Raw genomic sequence first — 16,457 nt, 5'->3', positions numbered from 1 at the left:
AAATTTCTAGATATTTTTTGCTAAAATTTTATCCTTGCTCTTGCAAAGATCGGCTAAAAAACAGGCTTCACACTGGGGTTTTACCGCCTTACAGGTATAACGCCCAAAAAGCACCATGCCTTGGTGAAGCTTGCCAAGGTCCGTTTTAAAAATTTTTACCAAGTCATTCTCTGTCGCCTCTGGCGTCTTTGCGTTGCTTAGCCCAAGTCTGTGCGAAACGCGAAAAACATGTGTATCCACAGCCATTACATTTGCACCCACAGCCTCTAACATAACTACATGCGCTGTCTTTTGTCCAACACCAGCTAGGCTTTTTAAGTCATTTTCATTTAGTGGAATTTCTGCGTTAAAGCGCTCTATAACGGCGTTTGCCATTTTTATTAAATTTTCAGCTTTGTTATTAAAAAAGCTACATGAGTTTATTAAAAGCTTTAGTGACGCTAGTTTTGCATTTGCTAAAGCGTGCACATCAGGATACGCCTCAAAAAGAGATGGAGCGATCAAATTTACTCGCTTATCCGTACATTGCGCACTTAACATCACACAAACTATCAACTCATAGTAGTTTCTAAATTTTAGCTCACTTTTAGCACCATCAAAGTGCAACAAAATTCTCTTTTTTATCTCTAAAATATCTTTTTTCGTTCTCATAGCTGAATTTTACCATAAATTACTAAAAGTTAATGAGTTTCTTGCTATAATATAGTTTTTCAAATTTTATTTTAAGGAAACACAATGAAAAAATCTTTACTTTCTGGGCTTATAGCTCTTTCAATGGCTGCAACACTTAACGCTGCAACAGTAGCAACAGTCGACGGAGTGGCTATAACTGACACCGAAGTAAATGCACTACTTGCAGTAACTGCACCTGGCGCGACTATCGACAAGATACCAGCTGACGCTAAAAAACAAGTTATAAATTCTCTAATAGACAGAAAACTAATCATCAAAGACGCTCAAGCAAAAGGTATCGACAAGGACGCTGAGTTCGTTCAGGCTTTAGCAAATGTTCGCGAGCAAGTTTTAGTTGAAGCATATATGAAGAAAATTTTTGACACTATGAAAGCTAGCGACGCTGATGCAAAAACATTTTATGACAAAAATAAAGAGATGTTTAACCAGCCAGCATCAGCTCGCGCTAGACACATCTTGGTTGAAAAAGAGGCTGACGCAACCGCTATCATCTCTCAGCTTAAAGGCTTAAGTGGCGACGCTCTCACTAAAAAGTTTGCAGAACTTGCAAGCACAAAATCTATCGACAAAGGCTCTGCTTCTCAAGGTGGCGAGCTAGGCTGGTTTGGTCAAAGCCAAATGGTTAAGCCTTTTGCAGACGCTGCATTTGCACTTAAAAATGGTCAAATTTCACAAAAACCAGTTAAGTCAAATTTTGGCTACCATGTCATCTTAAAAGAGGAGTCTAAACCAGCTGGAACTATACCTTTTAACGATGTTAAAGAGCAGATCGTCCACCAACTAAAGATGGAAAAATTCCAGCAAAACATTAAAGCTCAAACAGATGCTTTAAAAGCAAAAGCAAAAATTGAGTATAAATAATCAATCAAAGGAGCAAAAATGGGCGTTTTAGATGTAGTAAAACCTGGTGTTGTAAGCGGTGATGATCTAAGCAAACTTTATGCCTATGCAAAAGAGCATGGTTTTGCTATCCCTGCGGTAAATGTCGTTGGCTCACACTCAATAAATGCAGTCCTTGAAGCTGCAAAGATTGCAAATTCGCCTGTTATAGTTCAATTTAGCAATGGCGGCGCTGGCTTTTACGCTGGCAAAGCCTGCCAAAACGCTGATGTTTTGGGTGCGATCGCTGGAGCCCAGCAGGTTCATCTACTAGCAAAAGCGTACGGAATCCCTGTTATCCTTCACACAGACCATGCCGCAAGAAAGCTACTTCCTTGGATAGACAGCCTAATAGATGCAAGCAAAGAGCATAAAAAAACTCACGGAGTACCACTCTTTAGCTCACACATGCTTGATCTTAGTGAAGAGGGTTTGGATGAAAATTTATCAACTTGTGAAGAGTATCTAAAAAAACTTAGCGAGCTTGGCATAAGCTTAGAAATCGAGCTTGGTGTTACTGGCGGAGAAGAAGATGGAGTCGATAACACAGGCGTAGATAATGCGCTTCTTTACACGCAACCAGAAGATGTTGCTCTTGCTTATGAAAGGCTACTAAAAATAAGCGATAAATTTAGTATCGCTGCAAGCTTTGGTAATGTTCATGGTGTTTATAAGCCCGGCAATGTCGTGCTTCGTCCAGAAATTCTTAAAAACTCACAAGAATTTGTGGCTAAGAAATTTAATACAACTGATAAAAAGCCTATAAATTTTGTCTTTCACGGTGGTAGCGGAAGCGAACTGCAAGACATCAAAGATGCCGTTAGCTACGGCGTTATAAAGATGAATATCGATACAGATACACAGTGGGCATTTTGGGACGGAGTAAGAGGCTATGAGTCCAAAAATAGGGCCTACTTACAAGCTCAAATAGGTAACCCAGAAGGCGAAGACAAACCAAATAAAAAATACTACGACCCGCGCAAATTTTTACGAGCTGCAGAAGAGAATATGGTAAAACGCCTACAAATCGCATTTAGCGACCTAAACTGTATAAATAGGAACTAAAAAATGGCAAATCATGCCGAATTTACAGACTTAGCCCTGCCGCACTCGCAGGGCAATTCACCGCTGACTTACTTTAAGATCATATTTTTACCCATCTTAGCCTACATTTTTGTGCTTCTTGGATACTTTGATATAGTAAATTTCAAAGTCCATCTGCATACACTTTTAATGATGGGCTTCATACTGGTTATAGCGCTCATTTTTGCAAAACATAGCGCAGAGCTAGCCTATGCAAAACTGGCTAAAAGCAGTGATGATTTTAAACTAGGTCTTAAAAATTTCATAATGTCACATCTTATAGAAATTTCTGGAAAAAAGAAATCAAATGCAAAATTTGAGCAGTTTTTAGACGACTATACCAAAGATCTACGCAACGATAACTTTGCAAATATCTGCACTGGATTATTCCCGATGCTTGGAATTTTAGGCACCTTTATAAGCATAGCCATCTCCATGCCATCATTTGACTCAAGCGATACGCTCGGTCTTGAAAAGGAGATAGGCGTCCTTTTAAACGGCATAGGAACAGCCTTTTATGTATCTGTATATGGTATCTCTCTTGCTATTTGGTGGATGTTTTTTGAAAAGCTGGGACTTACAAAATTTGAGCGCTTTGCAAATGAGCAAAAACGCATAAGCAGTGAGTTTTTTTGGCAAAAAGATGAACTAGAGCAAAGTTTTATGAGTTTGACTTCGCGCCATTTTGATGACATAAGAAGTGTTTTTGCGCGCATTAGCAATGAGGAATTTTTCAAAAATCTTGATAATGTTGTGGGAAGCAAATTTGCCTCATACAAAAACCTACAAGAGCTAGAGCAAAAAATCATCTCAGAAGCCCAAGTTAGAGTTGATCAAAACCTACGCCTACTAAGCAAAGCTGGTTTAAAGCAAGAGGAATTTTTAAAGGTAAATAGCGACATCTATAGAGCTCTTAGCGAGTTTAACTCAAGCTTGCGTGATGTTGAGCTAAAATTTTCAACCCACTACAACCGTTTAAACGACCTAAATAACGACCGTATCGGCGGACTAGAAAAAAGTATAGCCAAATTTGATGCCACGCTAAAAGGGCTTGACATGAGCCTAAAAAGCTTTGCTGTAAAAGTTTTAGAGGAGCAAAACCGCACGCTTGAAGCATTTAAACATAGCATTTTGGAAGGGATTGGTGAATTTAAAAAAGTTTATGATAGTGAAGTTTTAAGTGAAAAAGAGCAAAAACGAAATGCCTTATTAAACGACTTAAAGCAAGATGCAAGCGAGCTTGAAAAAGAGATCGAGCGAGTGATGAAAAACTTAGAAAACAGCGATGAAACTAAACAATAAACAAACCGAAGAGCAGACATTTTGGGTTTCTTATGCTGACCTTATGGCTGGTCTTTTGTTTGTTTTTATGCTTATTATTGGTGCCGTCGTTGTCAAATATGTTTTATCTCAAAACACCATCGCAAAACAAGACGCTACTATAAGTGCCACACTTGCAAATTTAAAAGACGAACAGGGTAAAAATTTAAGCCTAGATAAACTAAATACACTATTAAAAGATGAGCTAGAAAAGGCAAGCAGTGCAAATTTAACATTACAAAATAAAAATGAAGTCATTATCGTAGAACTTGAAGCATTAAAAAAGCGTCTTTCTCGTTTAAGTCAAGAAAATAGTGAAGCAAACGCCTCGATACTAAGCCTGCAAACCCAAAATTTAGAACTAAACAAAACTACTCAAGACCTCCAAACAAGGCTCATACTTCTTGATGATGAGCTCGAAAAAAACAAAAATGATTTAGATGACGCAAACAAGACAAATGTCAAAAATTTAGAGCAAATAGCCGCTCTTTTAAGTCAGATAAGCGATAAAGAGACTAGATATAACCTACTACTAACTGATCTAAACACCACACAAAATCGTATCAAAAATTTAACCGGTATCAGAGTAAAAGTTATCTCCGAGCTTAAAGAAAAGCTTGGCAGTAGTATAGAGATAGACCAAAATTCTGGCGCGATGAAACTTAACTCATCTGTACTCTTTGACAAAAAAGACGCAACACTAAAAGATGAGGCAAAAGCAGAGCTTAAGCAAACCCTTACAAAGTATTTTGATGTGCTTTTAAATGATAAAGAGATAAGTAAAAATATCGATCAGATAATGATAGAGGGCTTTACTGATAGCGATGGAAGCTATATCTACAACCTTGAGCTTTCTCAGCGCAGAGCCTATGCTGTAATGGAGTTTATAAACTCATTTTACAAAGATGACCGCCTGCGAAAACTACTTGTGGCAAGTGGCAGGAGTTATAATGACCTTATCTTAAAAGATGGGGTTGAAGACAAAGACGCTTCAAGGCGTATTGAGCTTAAATTTCAGCTTTCAAACAAAGAGGCTATGCGCGAGATTGAGAAATTTTTGGAACAAAAAAGATGATAGCGCCCATAGAGCCATTTAACTTTTTAGGAGAAAAAATTTGGCTCTTGCGTGATGACTTGCTTGGCGAGTTTAACGGCAACAAGGCAAGAAAGCTTGAGTATTTATTAAGTGCTGACTTAAGCCAATACAAGGGCATTATCTCGCATGGCTCAAGCCAGTCAAATGCCATGTATAGCCTTAGTGTTTTTGCAAAAATGCGTAGCCTAAATTTTCACTATGTTATCTCACACCTTAGCTCATATCTATCACAAAATCCCACTGGAAATTTCAAAGCTGCCCTGAAAAATGGCATGCTACTTACAGTAAATGAGAACAGAGAGCTTTTTGCTAAAGAATTTGCTCTAAAAAACAACCTTCTTTTTATTCAAGAGGGAGTTGCTATGAGTGAAGCTGAATATGGCTTTAAAACACAAGCTACACAAATAAAAGAGCATGCAAAAAAGCTTGGCGTAAAATTTGATATATTCCTACCAAGTGGCACTGGAACAAGCGCTACATATCTAGCCAAAAACATTGATATGAGCGTATTTACATGCCCTTGTGTGGGTGATAGCGAGTATCTAAAAAAGCAAATTCTCTCCCTTGACACAAACTCAAAAGTAACTATACTAAACCCACCCAAAAAATACCACTTTGGCAACCTAAAGCCAGAGCTATTTGAGATATGGCAACAAATTTGTAAACAAAGCGGTGTTGAGTTTGAGCTACTTTATGACCCAGTAGGCTTTTTGACACTAAAAGGGCATTTTCAAAACTTTAAAAACCCTATCCTTTACATACATCAGGGTGGAATTTTAGGCAATGAGAGCCAACTTAAACGATATCAAAGAAAACTAAAATAAAGGTAAAATATGAAAATTCTAAACACAAAAGACAAAAATTTTAAAGATGAATTTAATAAACTAGTCCATCGCTCTGATATAGATATGAGTAGCGTTACACCAGTGGTTTTAAACATTATAGATGAAGTAAAAAGCCAAAAAGACAAGGCTATAATCTCACAAATTTCAAAGTTTGATCGCTGGGAGCCAAAAACAGCAGATGAGCTTAGAATTTCAACTGATGAGATGAAAAAAGCCTTTGAAAATTTAGATGAACCCCTAAAAAACGCTTTAAAGTTAGCATTTGAGCGTATAAAAGCCTACCACGAACAAAACAAGCCATCTACATGGAGAATAAAAGATGAGCACGGCAATACCTTAGGCGCTAAATTTAGCCCAGTAGATAGAGCTGGACTTTATATACCTGGAGGCAAGGCAGCATACCCTAGCTCACTTCTTATGAATGCCATCCCAGCTATCGTGGCTGGAGTGCGTGACATTATCGTTTGCACGCCTGCTATTAGCGGTGAAGTCAACTCTCTTGTGCTAGCAGCCATGCATCTTTGTGGTATAAAAACTGCCTTTAAAATAGGCGGGGCAAGTGCTGTTGCAGCGATGGCATACGGAACGCAAAGTATTCCAAAAGTAGATGTCATAACCGGCCCTGGAAATATCTATGTCGCAACAGCTAAAAAGCTAGTTTTTGGCGAAGTAAATATCGATATGATAGCAGGTCCAAGCGAGATAGGCGTGATAGCTGACGATAGCGCAAACGCCCGCCACATAGCTATTGACTTACTTAGTCAAGCCGAGCATGACGAGCTTGCAAGTAGTTTTTTGCTAACTCCAAGTGAAAATTTTGCCAAAAGTGTAGCAGAGCATGTAAAAACTGAGCTTAACACACTTAAAAGAGAGTCTATCGCAAGAACTAGTATCCAAAATAAAAGCGCCATCATCGTATGCGCCGACATGCCCGAATGTATAAATTTAATGAACGAGCTTGCGGTTGAGCACTTAGAGATAGCTACAGATGATTGCGAGCGTTATCTTGATGACATAAAGCATGCGGGAGCGATATTTTTAGGACACTACACACCAGAAGCGATGGGTGATTACCTAGCTGGACCAAACCACACTCTACCAACTGGCGGAAGCGCGCGCTTTTACTCGCCTTTGGGGGTTGAAAATTTTATAAAAAGAAGCTCTATTATCGGTCTTAACAAGAGTGGTTTTCACGCACTCTCATCAGCATGTATCGCACTTGCAAATGCAGAAGGTCTTGGTGCACACGCCCGCTCTGTAAGCGCTAGATTAGATGAGTAAATAAAGCTTAAATTTATATTGTCTAGGTTATAATTAGAAAATTTTTAGAAGGAGCTAAAATGAAAATCAATAGCTTTACAACAAATTCCCAGCAGATAAACGCCAATGGAGATAAGGCAAAAACAGCTGGAGAAAAGGCACTCCAAAACATATCTGCCACCCATGCTTTAAGCGAAGCTGACAGCTCAAATTTAGCCATCGCTGACGCGCTATTAAGTCAGAGTAATATCCTAGAACAAGGCATAGCAAACGCCAACGACGCTATCGGCATGCTTGGTATAGCAGATAGCACTCTTGCAAATTTAAGCCAGAGCGCAGACCGTTTAAATGAGCTTTCAGTTAGAGGTAACAGTGCCGCACTAAATGACAGCCAACGCTCTATGCTAAATAGTGAAGCTAACGCCCTTAAAGACTCTATGAGCCAAAGCTTACAAAACGCTACATTTAACGGCAAAAATGTGTTTGGTGCAGAGATGAACTTCTTTACTGGATCAGGAACACAAGAGATAAATCTAAGCTCAGAAACTATCAGTGCTGGAATTTCGAGCCTTGATATATCAAATCCTTCAACCATTGAGGAATTTACAAAAAATATCAACTCACTTCGTGGCGACATAGGCGCAGCGCAAAATGGCATGCTTTCTGACATCTCAAACACCCTAAGACAAAGTGTTTCACTAAGACAGAGCGAAAGCAACTTACAAAATAACGACATAGCTAAAAATTTAAACGATATAAATAGTAGCAACTTACAGCTAAATGCTGCCCTTTTGGCTCAAGCGCACAACACACAAGCTCTTGCAGCACAGATGGATAGACTTCTAGCGTAATAAACTTATCATTTTTTGGGGCTAGCACGCCCCTTTTTATTTTTAAATTTTCAAACAAACCAAAAATAGATTTTACAAATAATCCAGCAAAAACACCATTTATCTACACAACCAAAGCCCCAAAAAGTACTCTTTGTTAAAATTTTCTTACAACATATTCATTTATTTACCGTTTTACCGATATAATGATGTAATTTTTTTAAAAGGAGTAAAACATGGGTTTTCTTTCATTTGTAGCAGAGGCAGGCAAAAAGCTTCTAGGCATAGGCGACGACAACAAGAGCGTTAAAGATGAGCTATCTACAAGTCTTGGCGACGCGGCTGAAAATTTTGAAGTCAAAGTTGAAGGCGACACCGTAAAGATAACTGGTGACGCACCGCAAGATGTCAAAGAGAAAGCAGCACTTATCGCTGGCAATGTCGCTGGTATTAAAAATGTCGAATTTGACGGCGTAGAAGACGCAGAAGATAGCTTTTATACTATCCAAAAAGGCGACAACTTATCAAAGATAGCTAAGCAATTTTACGGCAACGCAAACAAATATCCAAAAATTTTTGAAGCCAACCGCGAAGTCATAAAAGACGCAAACCTTATCTATCCTGGTCAAAAGATCAGAATTCCAAAGCTTTAAGGGCATAAAATGAACATTCTAAACCTTTTACTAAGCTCTGGACTAAGTCAAAACACTATAGAGCAGATGGCAAACAAGACCGGGCTAGATCCAGCAGATGTAAGCTCTGTTATAGCTAAGGTCGCACCAGTATTTATGCAGCGTGCAAATGCAAATTTTAAGTCGGACGAGGACTCAAGCCAGCTACTTGATCTTATAAAAACAGCCGACATGAAAAGTCCAGACGCACAGCATGGCAAAGAGCTTCTAGGCTTTTTAACAGGCTCAAAAGAAAACAGCCGAGCGCTTGCTGGAGATGTTGGCTCACAGCTTGGTATAGACGCTGGCTCTATCAAGCAACTTTTGCCACTTATCGCTCCACTTGTTGCGGGACTTTTTAACAAACAAGTAAATTCATCAAATTTAAGCCAAAACGCTAGTCAAGGCGACCTTACCTCTATGCTTACAAATTTCATCGATCAAAATAACGATGGCTCTATCGTTGATGATCTTTTTAAAATGGCTGGAAATTTCTTCGGCAAAAAAGCTTAAACACTTGGCGAGTTATCTCGCCAAATTTCTCTTTTTACTATTTTTTCGCACTTTTTGGTTAATATTCGGTAACAAATTTAAAAAATTCCACAAAATTTAAGCATACTTTAAAATATAAAAAGTTACTATTCTACTACATTTCTTAAAAGGAGAACATTATGAAACTTGCAAAAATCTCACTTGCAACTATGGTTGCTCTAGGTGCTTTCTCAAGTGTAGCTTCAGCTACTCCACTTGAAGAAGCTATAAAAAATGTAGATGTATCAGGTATGGCTAGATACAGATATGACTCTATAAAAACAAAAGCATCTGGCGAGCAAGGAAGTAAAACTAACTCTCACCACACTTTCAGAATCAAGACAAATTTCAAAGCAGCCATTGACGACAACTTCTTTGGCGTTTTAGGTCTAAGATATCAGTCAAGAGATACATCTGGCAACAACGGTCTTGATAAAACAGATGCAGATAAACACTTTGGTGTATACCAACTATATCTAGGCTACAAAGCTGGTAATACAACAGTTACAGCTGGTAAGCAAGAGGTCGGTACATTCTTTACAGATGATGAAGTTGGCACAGGTATCAGAATAGTAAATCAAGATATCGAAGGTCTAACACTTGCAGCAGTAGCATTTGATGCACTTGATTATGATACTTATGAGGCAGATGGTCAATTATTAGATATAGCAAACGATAAAAGCGAAAAAGATACTGTTACAAAAATTACAAAAACAGTAATATCTAAAGATATTTCTTATAAGCCAGGCAACCTATATGGTGTAGCAGCTATTGGTTCTTATGATCCAGTAGGCTTTCAACTATGGTATGCTAGCCTAGATAAGGTAGCTGACCTGCTTGCAGTTGAGCTAACTGGTAAATTTAATGTTGCTGATGATGTAGCTATCAGAGCTAAAGCTCAATATGTTCACTCAGACGCCGACAGCAAAGCAGAAAAAACATTTGATACATTAGGTATAAACTATACAGATGGTAACTTCTATGCTGGTCAACTTGGCACAGATCTATTTGGTGTAGCACTAGATGGTGGTTATGTAGGCTTTAAAGCAAAAGATTATGGTGCTACATCTTATGTTTTTGAAGATGAAGGCAAGCTTATAGCACCGGGTGAGAGACTAGTAAGTGACAAGATTGACTACTCTCTAGCGGAAGGCAAAGGTAGCTTCTGGTTTGTAAAAGCTGGTTATACATTTGATAAATTCTTTGTAGGTGGCGACTATGCTAAAGGTAATGTAAAAACTAAAGATGCAGCAAGTGGCGATATTGAAAAAGTAAAATATGATGAGTGGGTAGCTAGACTAGGCTATAAATACAGCAAAAAGCTTAACTTTACAAGCTGGTATTCACATATAACTGAAAAAGATGGTGGCGATAAAGATAAAAGAGACTACTTCCGCTTCCAAACTGTATACTCTTTCTAAAAACTTAATATAAGTTTTACCCATCCCAAGCTAGGTTCGCCCTGCTTGGGGTTTTTAAATTTTACACTTTAAATCTATGCTCTTGCTTATTTTTACAAAAAATTTATAATTTTCAAGTAAAATTATCCCTTTTAAGGAGATAAGATGCTACGACTGATAACAGCCCTACTTTTAACCACCTGCATAGCTTTTTCACAAGTTTTAAACACAAGCGAAGCCTTTGATATAAAACATAAAATAAACACAGACGGAGTTGAATTTAGTTTTAAATTTGGAGAAAATATCTATATCTATAAAGATACTTTTAATATCCTACTTGATGGCAAAAATATAAACAACAGCCTAGATATGCCACCCCATGAACAAAGTGGCGAGTACAACATCATCTTTAAAGAATTTAGCCTGCTTGTACCTAAAAATTTGCTTCAAAACGATATATCTACAATAACACTAAACTATCAAGGCTGTGCTAAAAATGGTATCTGCTACCGACCGCAAACTAAAATATATACCATAAGCCATAAAAATGGCGAACTAAAAGCTAGTGAACAAGCTGAAAATACAAGTGAAGAAGTATCAGAGCTTGCTGATGATGAACGCATAGCAAATGAGCTTAAAGATACAAATTTCATTCTCTCGCTCGCTACATTTTTTGGCTATGGTCTACTTTTGGCGCTTACGCCTTGTATCTTTCCTATGATACCAATACTTTCATCTATCATCATATCAAAAGGCGGTTCACAGCTTGAAACTTGGCGCGGTTTTGTACTTTCGCTAGTGTATGTTGTTGCAATGAGCTTGGCTTATGCACTGGCTGGTGTTGTGGCTAGCTTTTTAGGCTTGGGTCTTGGTGGTATGTTACAAAATGGCTGGGTACTGGGCTCTTTTGCTCTTGTATTTATCGGTCTTGCATTTAGTATGTTTGGTTTTTATGATTTAAGACTGCCAGCAAAATTTGAAAATTTTATCAGTAAGCGCTCGCAAGGCAAAAGCAGTCTATTTGGCGTTTTTATAATGGGTTTTGCAGCGGCTCTTGTGGTTTCGCCTTGTGTGGCTGCCCCTTTGGCTGGAGCCCTACTTTATATCGCACAAAGTGGAAATGCACTTTATGGTGGCTTAATGCTTTTTGTAATGGGTCTTGGCATGGGCATACCACTACTTGTTATAGGAGCTAGCAGTGGTAAAATTTTACCAAAGCCTGGCGAGTGGATGGATGCCATAAAGGCTGCATTTGGCTTTTTGATGTTAGCTATGGCAGTATGGCTTCTTGCTAGGACGCTAGGAAGTGGCTTTGAGCTTGCTGGATACGGCGTAATCGGTGTATTTATGGCTGTGTTTTTTGGGGCATTTGAACCAGCAAGTAGTGCGAAACAAAGGGTGAAAAAAGCGATATTTTTACTTTTATTTATATACTCAGCTATGCTTTTGGTTGGGGCTTTTAGTGGTGCAAAAGATCCTTTAAAACCATTGGCAAATTTTAATCAAAATACAAACTCCAAAGAGATACAAAATGAGCTAAATTTTCGCTCTATAACAAATCCAACTGAGCTAAAACAAGCCATACAGATAGCACAAAAACCTGTTATGATAGACTTTTATGCGGACTGGTGCGCTAGCTGTAAGGAGCTTGAGAGCATAACTTTTACCGATCAAGCAGTTGCAAAACGCCTTAAAGAATTTGAGCTTATCCGTATAGATGTAACTAAACAAAGTAGCGAAAATGACGCGATATTGAAAGAATTTTCACTCATTGATCCACCAGCTTTGCTCTTTTTTAAAAATGGCGAACAACTTAGCTCAAAACGCATAATCGGCTTTATATCGCCCGAAAAGTTTTTAGAGAAAATTTCAGGGATATGATGGTTTTTAGTATTGCTTTTTGAGTAAATAAAAGTAGAATTTAAGCCGTCTAGAAACGGCTATTTAGTTTTATATAAGTAAATTTAGCGGATTTTACTCCGCTAAATTTCGTGCCTTACTCGACTTCTGCGTCGATAACATCGTCATCTTTTTTCTTTGCACCAGCTCCAACATTCTCATCTTTTTTATACATCGCTTCAGCTAGTTTATGACTTGCTTCACTTAGAGCTTTAACCTTTGCGTCTATTTGCTCTTTGCTAGCACTTTCGTCTTTTAGCACCTCTTTTAGCTCATTTAGTGCTGCTTCGATATTTGCACGATCCTCAGCTGGGACTTTCTCGCCTAGCTCGTCCATGCTCTTTTGTGTTTGATGAACAAGTGCGTCAGCTTGGTTTCTAGCCTCGACTGATTCTTTACGCTTAGCGTCCTCTTCTTTGTGAAGCTCAGCCTCTTTTACCATCTTATTTATCTCATCATCACTTAGACCGCTTGAGCCTGAAATAGTGATATTTTGAGCTTTACCAGTTGCTTTGTCTTTTGCTGAAACTGTCAAAATTCCGTTTGCATCGATGTCAAACTCAACTTCTATCTGAGGCACACCGCGAGGAGCTGCTGGGATACCTTCTAGGTTAAACTGACCTAGCGATTTGTTATCTCTTGCAAACTCACGCTCTCCTTGTATAACATGGATAGTTACCGCATTTTGATTATCTTCAGCAGTTGAGAAGGTTTGATTTTTCTTAACTGGTATAGTTGTGCCTTTTTCAATGATCTTTGTCATCACACCGCCCAAAGTTTCGATACCAAGACTTAGCGGAGTAACATCAAGAAGCAATACATCTTTAACATCGCCCTTAATAACCGCACCCTGAATAGCAGCACCAATAGCCACAACTTCATCTGGATTTACGCTTTTATTTAGCTCTTTGCCAAACGCTTTTTTAACCTCTTCTTGAACCAGTGGCACACGAGTAGAACCACCGACCATAACTACTTCTTTTACTTCGCTCTTGCTTAATCCAGCATCTTTTACAACTTCATTTATTTTTGCGATAGTTTGAGCCACCAAAGCGTCAATCATGCCTTCAAATTTCGCACGAGTTAGCGTTTTTACAAGGTGTTTTGGCCCTGTTGCATCAGCTGTGATAAATGGCAAGTTTATGTTGCTTTCTTGAGCTGAACTTAGCTCTTTTTTAGCATTTTCAGCAGCCTCTTTTAAACGCTGAGATGCCATAACATCGCCTTTTAAATCGATACCAGTTTCGCTTTTAAACTCACTTGCAAGCCAGTCAATAACAAGGTTATCAAAGTCATCGCCACCTAAAAACGCATTACCGCCAGTTGCCAAAACTTCAACAACATTATCGCCAGTTTCAAGCACAGTAACGTCAAATGTACCGCCACCTAAATCATAAACTAAAATTTTCTCAGCCTCTTTTTTGTCAAGACCATAAGCAAGTGCCGCAGCTGTTGGTTCGTTGATGATACGAAGGACATTTAGTCCTGCTATCGTTCCAGCCTCTTTTGTAGCCTTTCTTTGGCTATCGTTAAAATACGCAGGCACCGTAATAACAGCATCTGTAACGCTCTCGCCAAGATAAGCTTCTGCGTCTTCTTTTAGTTTAATTAGCACTTTTGCTGAAATTTCTTGTGGAGTATAAACTTTACCTGAAATCTCAATTGCACACGCACCATTTCTATCTACCACATGATACGGCAAACGCTCCTTTGCCTCTTTTGCTGCCTCTTCGTTACTCATCAAACCCATAATACGCTTGATAGAATAGATCGTCTTTTCAGGGTTTGTAACCGCTTGACGCTTAGCCACATCGCCAACTAAAACATCGCCCTTGTCAGTGAAAGCCACAACAGAAGGAGTTGTGTTTTTACCCTCTTTGTTTGGGATAACCTTACTCTCGCCACGCTCATAAACGCTAACACAAGAGTTAGTCGTTCCTAAGTCAATTCCTATAACTTTTGCCATTTTTTATCCTTTTTTATTAAATTTAATTTGCTATACTAACCATCGCTGGGCGTAAAACCCTGCCATTTATCAAATACCCTTTTTGCATGACCTGCACTATGCGACCACTTTCATGAGCTTCACTATCAACTCGCATAATGGCATTATGGACATTTGGGTCAAACTCACAGTCTGTCTCAATAGCCGTTACCCCATGCTTTTCAAGGGCTTTTTTAAACTCACTTAAGCTTAGCTCGATACCCTCTTTTATCTTTTTAGAAAACTCATCGTCAGCTTCAAACCCAGCGCCCATCTCAAGTGCGTCTATGACAGGCAAAAGGTCGCGTGCGAATTTCTCATTTGCATAGCTTGCCACATCAGCTTTCTCTTTTTCTACACGCTTTCGCATGTTCTCAAAGTCTGCATTTGCACGGTAAAATTTATCCGTTAGCTCTGCCACTTGCTTTTCAAGCTCAATAATCTTAACATTATCAGCATCAAGTCCGTCAAAACTGATGTTTTCACTTAAAACTTGCTCTTGCTCAGTGCTAGCTTGCTCTTTTGTCTCCTCGCTCACGCTGCCTCCCTTATCTGTTTTAGTAGTTTTATGTAGTCATTATAGACACTTCCAGCGCATATCATAGTAGATGTCTCTCCACTAAATTTTACCCTTAGCTTTAATCCTAAATATTGACTTTCAAATATCGGATCAAAGTTTAGACCATCACTCATGTGCGTGGCAAAACTTGGCTCAAGTATCATCTTAAAGCGCTCGTCCTCAAACATTTTATAGGCAAAAATCTCATTTTCTTGAAATAAAATTTTAGCCCTTTTAAGCTCCCTGATCTTACTTCGCAGTTCGCTTAAACCAACTTGAGAGCAGATAAGCTCAAGCTTGTCTAAGCTAACTTCACCGATATTTTGTAAAAATTTTTCAACTCTTGTGTCATACTTTAAAACTATCTCATCTTTTGTAAAATTTAACACCAAAAAGCGATTTTTGACATTTAAAATTTCAATTAAATTTTGCTCAAATTGGGCATATACCATAGTATAAACTTCATGTTTGTCGCTTAAAATTTTAAGCATCATTTCATCATTTATATCAAGTAACTCTTGGTTAAAATCAATATCGCCAAAAACATCAGCCCAGTAGTGTCTCATGGCATTTACAGTAGGGATCCTGCCACCACTGATATGAAGCTGCGTTATCGCTCCCTCATCTGATAGTTTTTTAAAATAAACCCTTATCGTTGAGGCTGGCATAGAAACATCCATACGAGAGCCAAGCTCACTTGAGCCTATCGGTGCATTTTCATCAAGATAGGCTTTTATGATGGAATTTAGTATCAAGTCGCGCTTGCTAAGTTTGCTCATTTTCCTATTACCTTTCTTGATTTTTAGCACTCTATATTTTAAATTGCTAAGTGGATTATACTATAATGAGCATATAAATGTCAAGTCTAAATAAAATTTTTTATAAAACTTTAGTCAAACAGACTCAATAATAATTATAGATAAATTTTAACTCATTCTACAATATTTTAAATTTTAACTCATTCTACAATATTTTAAATTTTAACTCATTCTACAATATTTTAAATTTTAAGTAATTTTATAGATATTTTATACATTATACCGTATAATAATAATATTTTAATTGATAAAATATACTTAAATTTTAATATTATAAACAATTTTTTACTTTTTTTATTATTTTTAATGTATATTTAATGAATTATATTGTATTATTTCGCCCATGATTGAAACAAATGATATTTTTAACCTACTTCATAATGCTATCGAGTCTAAAAATTTGGGTAAAAAAATTTCTCAAAGCGATATGGCTAAATACCTTGGTATATCGATGCGTACATATCAGGACTGGCGGCTAGGAACTTCAAAGCCACAAGCGGCTGTTGCTGTTTGTCGTTTGCTTTGTGAGCTAGATGAAGATGAGATATTGTTTGTTGTAAATAAATTTAAAAAGTTGATAAAAGGATAA

Annotated in this window: 16 protein-coding genes; 12 read left to right on the top strand and 4 right to left on the bottom strand. The window is 38.0% G+C overall.

The window, feature by feature from the left end; genetic code table 11:
* Positions 1-6: 6 nt before the first annotated feature.
* On the bottom strand, positions 7-651 hold the full coding sequence (gene nth, locus LQV35_RS02360; RefSeq protein WP_230056265.1) for an endonuclease III: 645 nt from the start codon (positions 649-651) through the stop codon (positions 7-9).
* Positions 652-735: 84 nt separating this feature from the next.
* Here nth and LQV35_RS02355 point away from each other — a divergent pair, with 84 nt between their 5' ends.
* The 11 genes from LQV35_RS02355 (at position 736) to dsbD (ending at position 12,489) form a co-directional block, all read left to right on the top strand.
* The gene (locus LQV35_RS02355) at positions 736-1,554 is read left to right on the top strand and encodes a peptidylprolyl isomerase (protein WP_230056264.1); all 819 of its coding nucleotides are present in this window, start codon (positions 736-738) and stop codon (positions 1,552-1,554) included.
* An 18-nt stretch (positions 1,555-1,572) separates the two neighbouring features.
* Positions 1,573-2,637 (top strand): class II fructose-bisphosphate aldolase, encoded by a 1,065-nt coding sequence (gene fbaA / locus LQV35_RS02350; protein WP_230056263.1) that lies wholly within the window; start codon positions 1,573-1,575, stop codon positions 2,635-2,637.
* Between the two features lie 3 nt (positions 2,638-2,640).
* Positions 2,641-3,957 carry a MotA/TolQ/ExbB proton channel family protein gene (locus tag LQV35_RS02345; RefSeq protein WP_230056262.1) on the top strand — a complete coding sequence of 439 codons (1,317 nt, stop codon included), beginning with the start codon at positions 2,641-2,643 and terminating at the stop codon, positions 3,955-3,957.
* The gene (locus LQV35_RS02340; RefSeq protein ID WP_230056261.1) at positions 3,941-5,050 is read left to right on the top strand and encodes an OmpA family protein; all 1,110 of its coding nucleotides are present in this window, start codon (positions 3,941-3,943) and stop codon (positions 5,048-5,050) included. Before LQV35_RS02345 ends, LQV35_RS02340 begins: the two co-directional genes overlap by 17 nt.
* Entirely contained in the window at positions 5,047-5,895 is an 849-nt protein-coding gene (locus LQV35_RS02335; RefSeq protein ID WP_230056260.1) for a 1-aminocyclopropane-1-carboxylate deaminase, read from the top strand. Before LQV35_RS02340 ends, LQV35_RS02335 begins: the two co-directional genes overlap by 4 nt.
* A 9-nt stretch (positions 5,896-5,904) precedes the next feature.
* Complete coding sequence (hisD, locus tag LQV35_RS02330; RefSeq protein ID WP_230056259.1) at positions 5,905-7,197, top strand: histidinol dehydrogenase; 1,293 nt, start codon at positions 5,905-5,907, stop codon at positions 7,195-7,197.
* Between the two features lie 59 nt (positions 7,198-7,256).
* On the top strand, positions 7,257-8,027 hold the full coding sequence (locus LQV35_RS02325; RefSeq protein WP_230056258.1) for a flagellin: 771 nt from the start codon (positions 7,257-7,259) through the stop codon (positions 8,025-8,027).
* Positions 8,028-8,242: 215 nt separating this feature from the next.
* Positions 8,243-8,659, top strand: a complete 417-nt coding sequence (lysM, locus tag LQV35_RS02320) for a peptidoglycan-binding protein LysM (protein WP_230056257.1) — start codon at positions 8,243-8,245, stop codon at positions 8,657-8,659.
* A gap of 9 nt (positions 8,660-8,668) precedes the next feature.
* Complete coding sequence (locus tag LQV35_RS02315) at positions 8,669-9,190, top strand: DUF937 domain-containing protein (protein WP_230056256.1); 522 nt, start codon at positions 8,669-8,671, stop codon at positions 9,188-9,190.
* A gap of 158 nt (positions 9,191-9,348) precedes the next feature.
* On the top strand, positions 9,349-10,629 hold the full coding sequence (locus LQV35_RS02310; RefSeq protein ID WP_230056255.1) for a major outer membrane protein: 1,281 nt from the start codon (positions 9,349-9,351) through the stop codon (positions 10,627-10,629).
* Positions 10,630-10,773: 144 nt separating this feature from the next.
* Complete coding sequence (dsbD, locus tag LQV35_RS02305; RefSeq protein ID WP_230056254.1) at positions 10,774-12,489, top strand: protein-disulfide reductase DsbD; 1,716 nt, start codon at positions 10,774-10,776, stop codon at positions 12,487-12,489.
* A gap of 115 nt (positions 12,490-12,604) precedes the next feature.
* Here the strand turns inward: dsbD and dnaK are convergent, their stop codons facing one another.
* Genes dnaK through LQV35_RS02290 form a run of 3 tightly spaced genes read right to left on the bottom strand, consistent with a single transcriptional unit; the run spans position 12,605 to position 15,829 of the window.
* Complete coding sequence (dnaK, locus tag LQV35_RS02300; RefSeq protein ID WP_230056253.1) at positions 12,605-14,473, bottom strand: molecular chaperone DnaK; 1,869 nt, start codon at positions 14,471-14,473, stop codon at positions 12,605-12,607.
* 22 nt (positions 14,474-14,495) lie between these two features.
* Entirely contained in the window at positions 14,496-15,029 is a 534-nt protein-coding gene (gene grpE / locus LQV35_RS02295) for a nucleotide exchange factor GrpE (RefSeq protein WP_230056252.1), read from the bottom strand.
* The gene (locus LQV35_RS02290; RefSeq protein ID WP_230056251.1) at positions 15,026-15,829 is read right to left on the bottom strand and encodes an HrcA family transcriptional regulator; all 804 of its coding nucleotides are present in this window, start codon (positions 15,827-15,829) and stop codon (positions 15,026-15,028) included. The genes grpE and LQV35_RS02290 overlap by 4 nt, the downstream gene beginning before the upstream one ends.
* Positions 15,830-16,211: 382 nt before the next feature.
* Here LQV35_RS02290 and LQV35_RS02285 point away from each other — a divergent pair, with 382 nt between their 5' ends.
* Entirely contained in the window at positions 16,212-16,457 is a 246-nt protein-coding gene (locus tag LQV35_RS02285; RefSeq protein ID WP_230056250.1) for a helix-turn-helix domain-containing protein, read from the top strand.

The sequence above is a fragment of the Campylobacter suis genome, assembly GCF_905120475.1.
GTDB lineage: Bacteria > Campylobacterota > Campylobacteria > Campylobacterales > Campylobacteraceae > Campylobacter_A > Campylobacter_A suis.
This window is presented reverse-complemented; position numbering and strand designations above follow the sequence as displayed.

What these genes read in the sequence shown, in the direction of transcription:
- hisD (WP_230056259.1), top strand. Translation starts at nt 5,905, where the DNA reads ATGAAAATTCTAAACACAAAAGACAAAAATTTTAAAGATGAATTTAAT.
- LQV35_RS02325 (WP_230056258.1), top strand. Translation starts at nt 7,257, where the DNA reads ATGAAAATCAATAGCTTTACAACAAATTCCCAGCAGATAAACGCCAAT.
- LQV35_RS02335 (WP_230056260.1), top strand. Translation starts at nt 5,047, where the DNA reads ATGATAGCGCCCATAGAGCCATTTAACTTTTTAGGAGAAAAAATTTGG.
- dnaK (WP_230056253.1), bottom strand. Translation starts at nt 14,473, where the DNA reads ATGGCAAAAGTTATAGGAATTGACTTAGGAACGACTAACTCTTGTGTT.
- LQV35_RS02340 (WP_230056261.1), top strand. Translation starts at nt 3,941, where the DNA reads ATGAAACTAAACAATAAACAAACCGAAGAGCAGACATTTTGGGTTTCT.
- dsbD (WP_230056254.1), top strand. Translation starts at nt 10,774, where the DNA reads ATGCTACGACTGATAACAGCCCTACTTTTAACCACCTGCATAGCTTTT.
- LQV35_RS02285 (WP_230056250.1), top strand. Translation starts at nt 16,212, where the DNA reads ATGATTGAAACAAATGATATTTTTAACCTACTTCATAATGCTATCGAG.
- lysM (WP_230056257.1), top strand. Translation starts at nt 8,243, where the DNA reads ATGGGTTTTCTTTCATTTGTAGCAGAGGCAGGCAAAAAGCTTCTAGGC.
- LQV35_RS02310 (WP_230056255.1), top strand. Translation starts at nt 9,349, where the DNA reads ATGAAACTTGCAAAAATCTCACTTGCAACTATGGTTGCTCTAGGTGCT.
- fbaA (WP_230056263.1), top strand. Translation starts at nt 1,573, where the DNA reads ATGGGCGTTTTAGATGTAGTAAAACCTGGTGTTGTAAGCGGTGATGAT.
- LQV35_RS02290 (WP_230056251.1), bottom strand. Translation starts at nt 15,829, where the DNA reads ATGAGCAAACTTAGCAAGCGCGACTTGATACTAAATTCCATCATAAAA.
- nth (WP_230056265.1), bottom strand. Translation starts at nt 651, where the DNA reads ATGAGAACGAAAAAAGATATTTTAGAGATAAAAAAGAGAATTTTGTTG.
- LQV35_RS02355 (WP_230056264.1), top strand. Translation starts at nt 736, where the DNA reads ATGAAAAAATCTTTACTTTCTGGGCTTATAGCTCTTTCAATGGCTGCA.
- LQV35_RS02315 (WP_230056256.1), top strand. Translation starts at nt 8,669, where the DNA reads ATGAACATTCTAAACCTTTTACTAAGCTCTGGACTAAGTCAAAACACT.
- LQV35_RS02345 (WP_230056262.1), top strand. Translation starts at nt 2,641, where the DNA reads ATGGCAAATCATGCCGAATTTACAGACTTAGCCCTGCCGCACTCGCAG.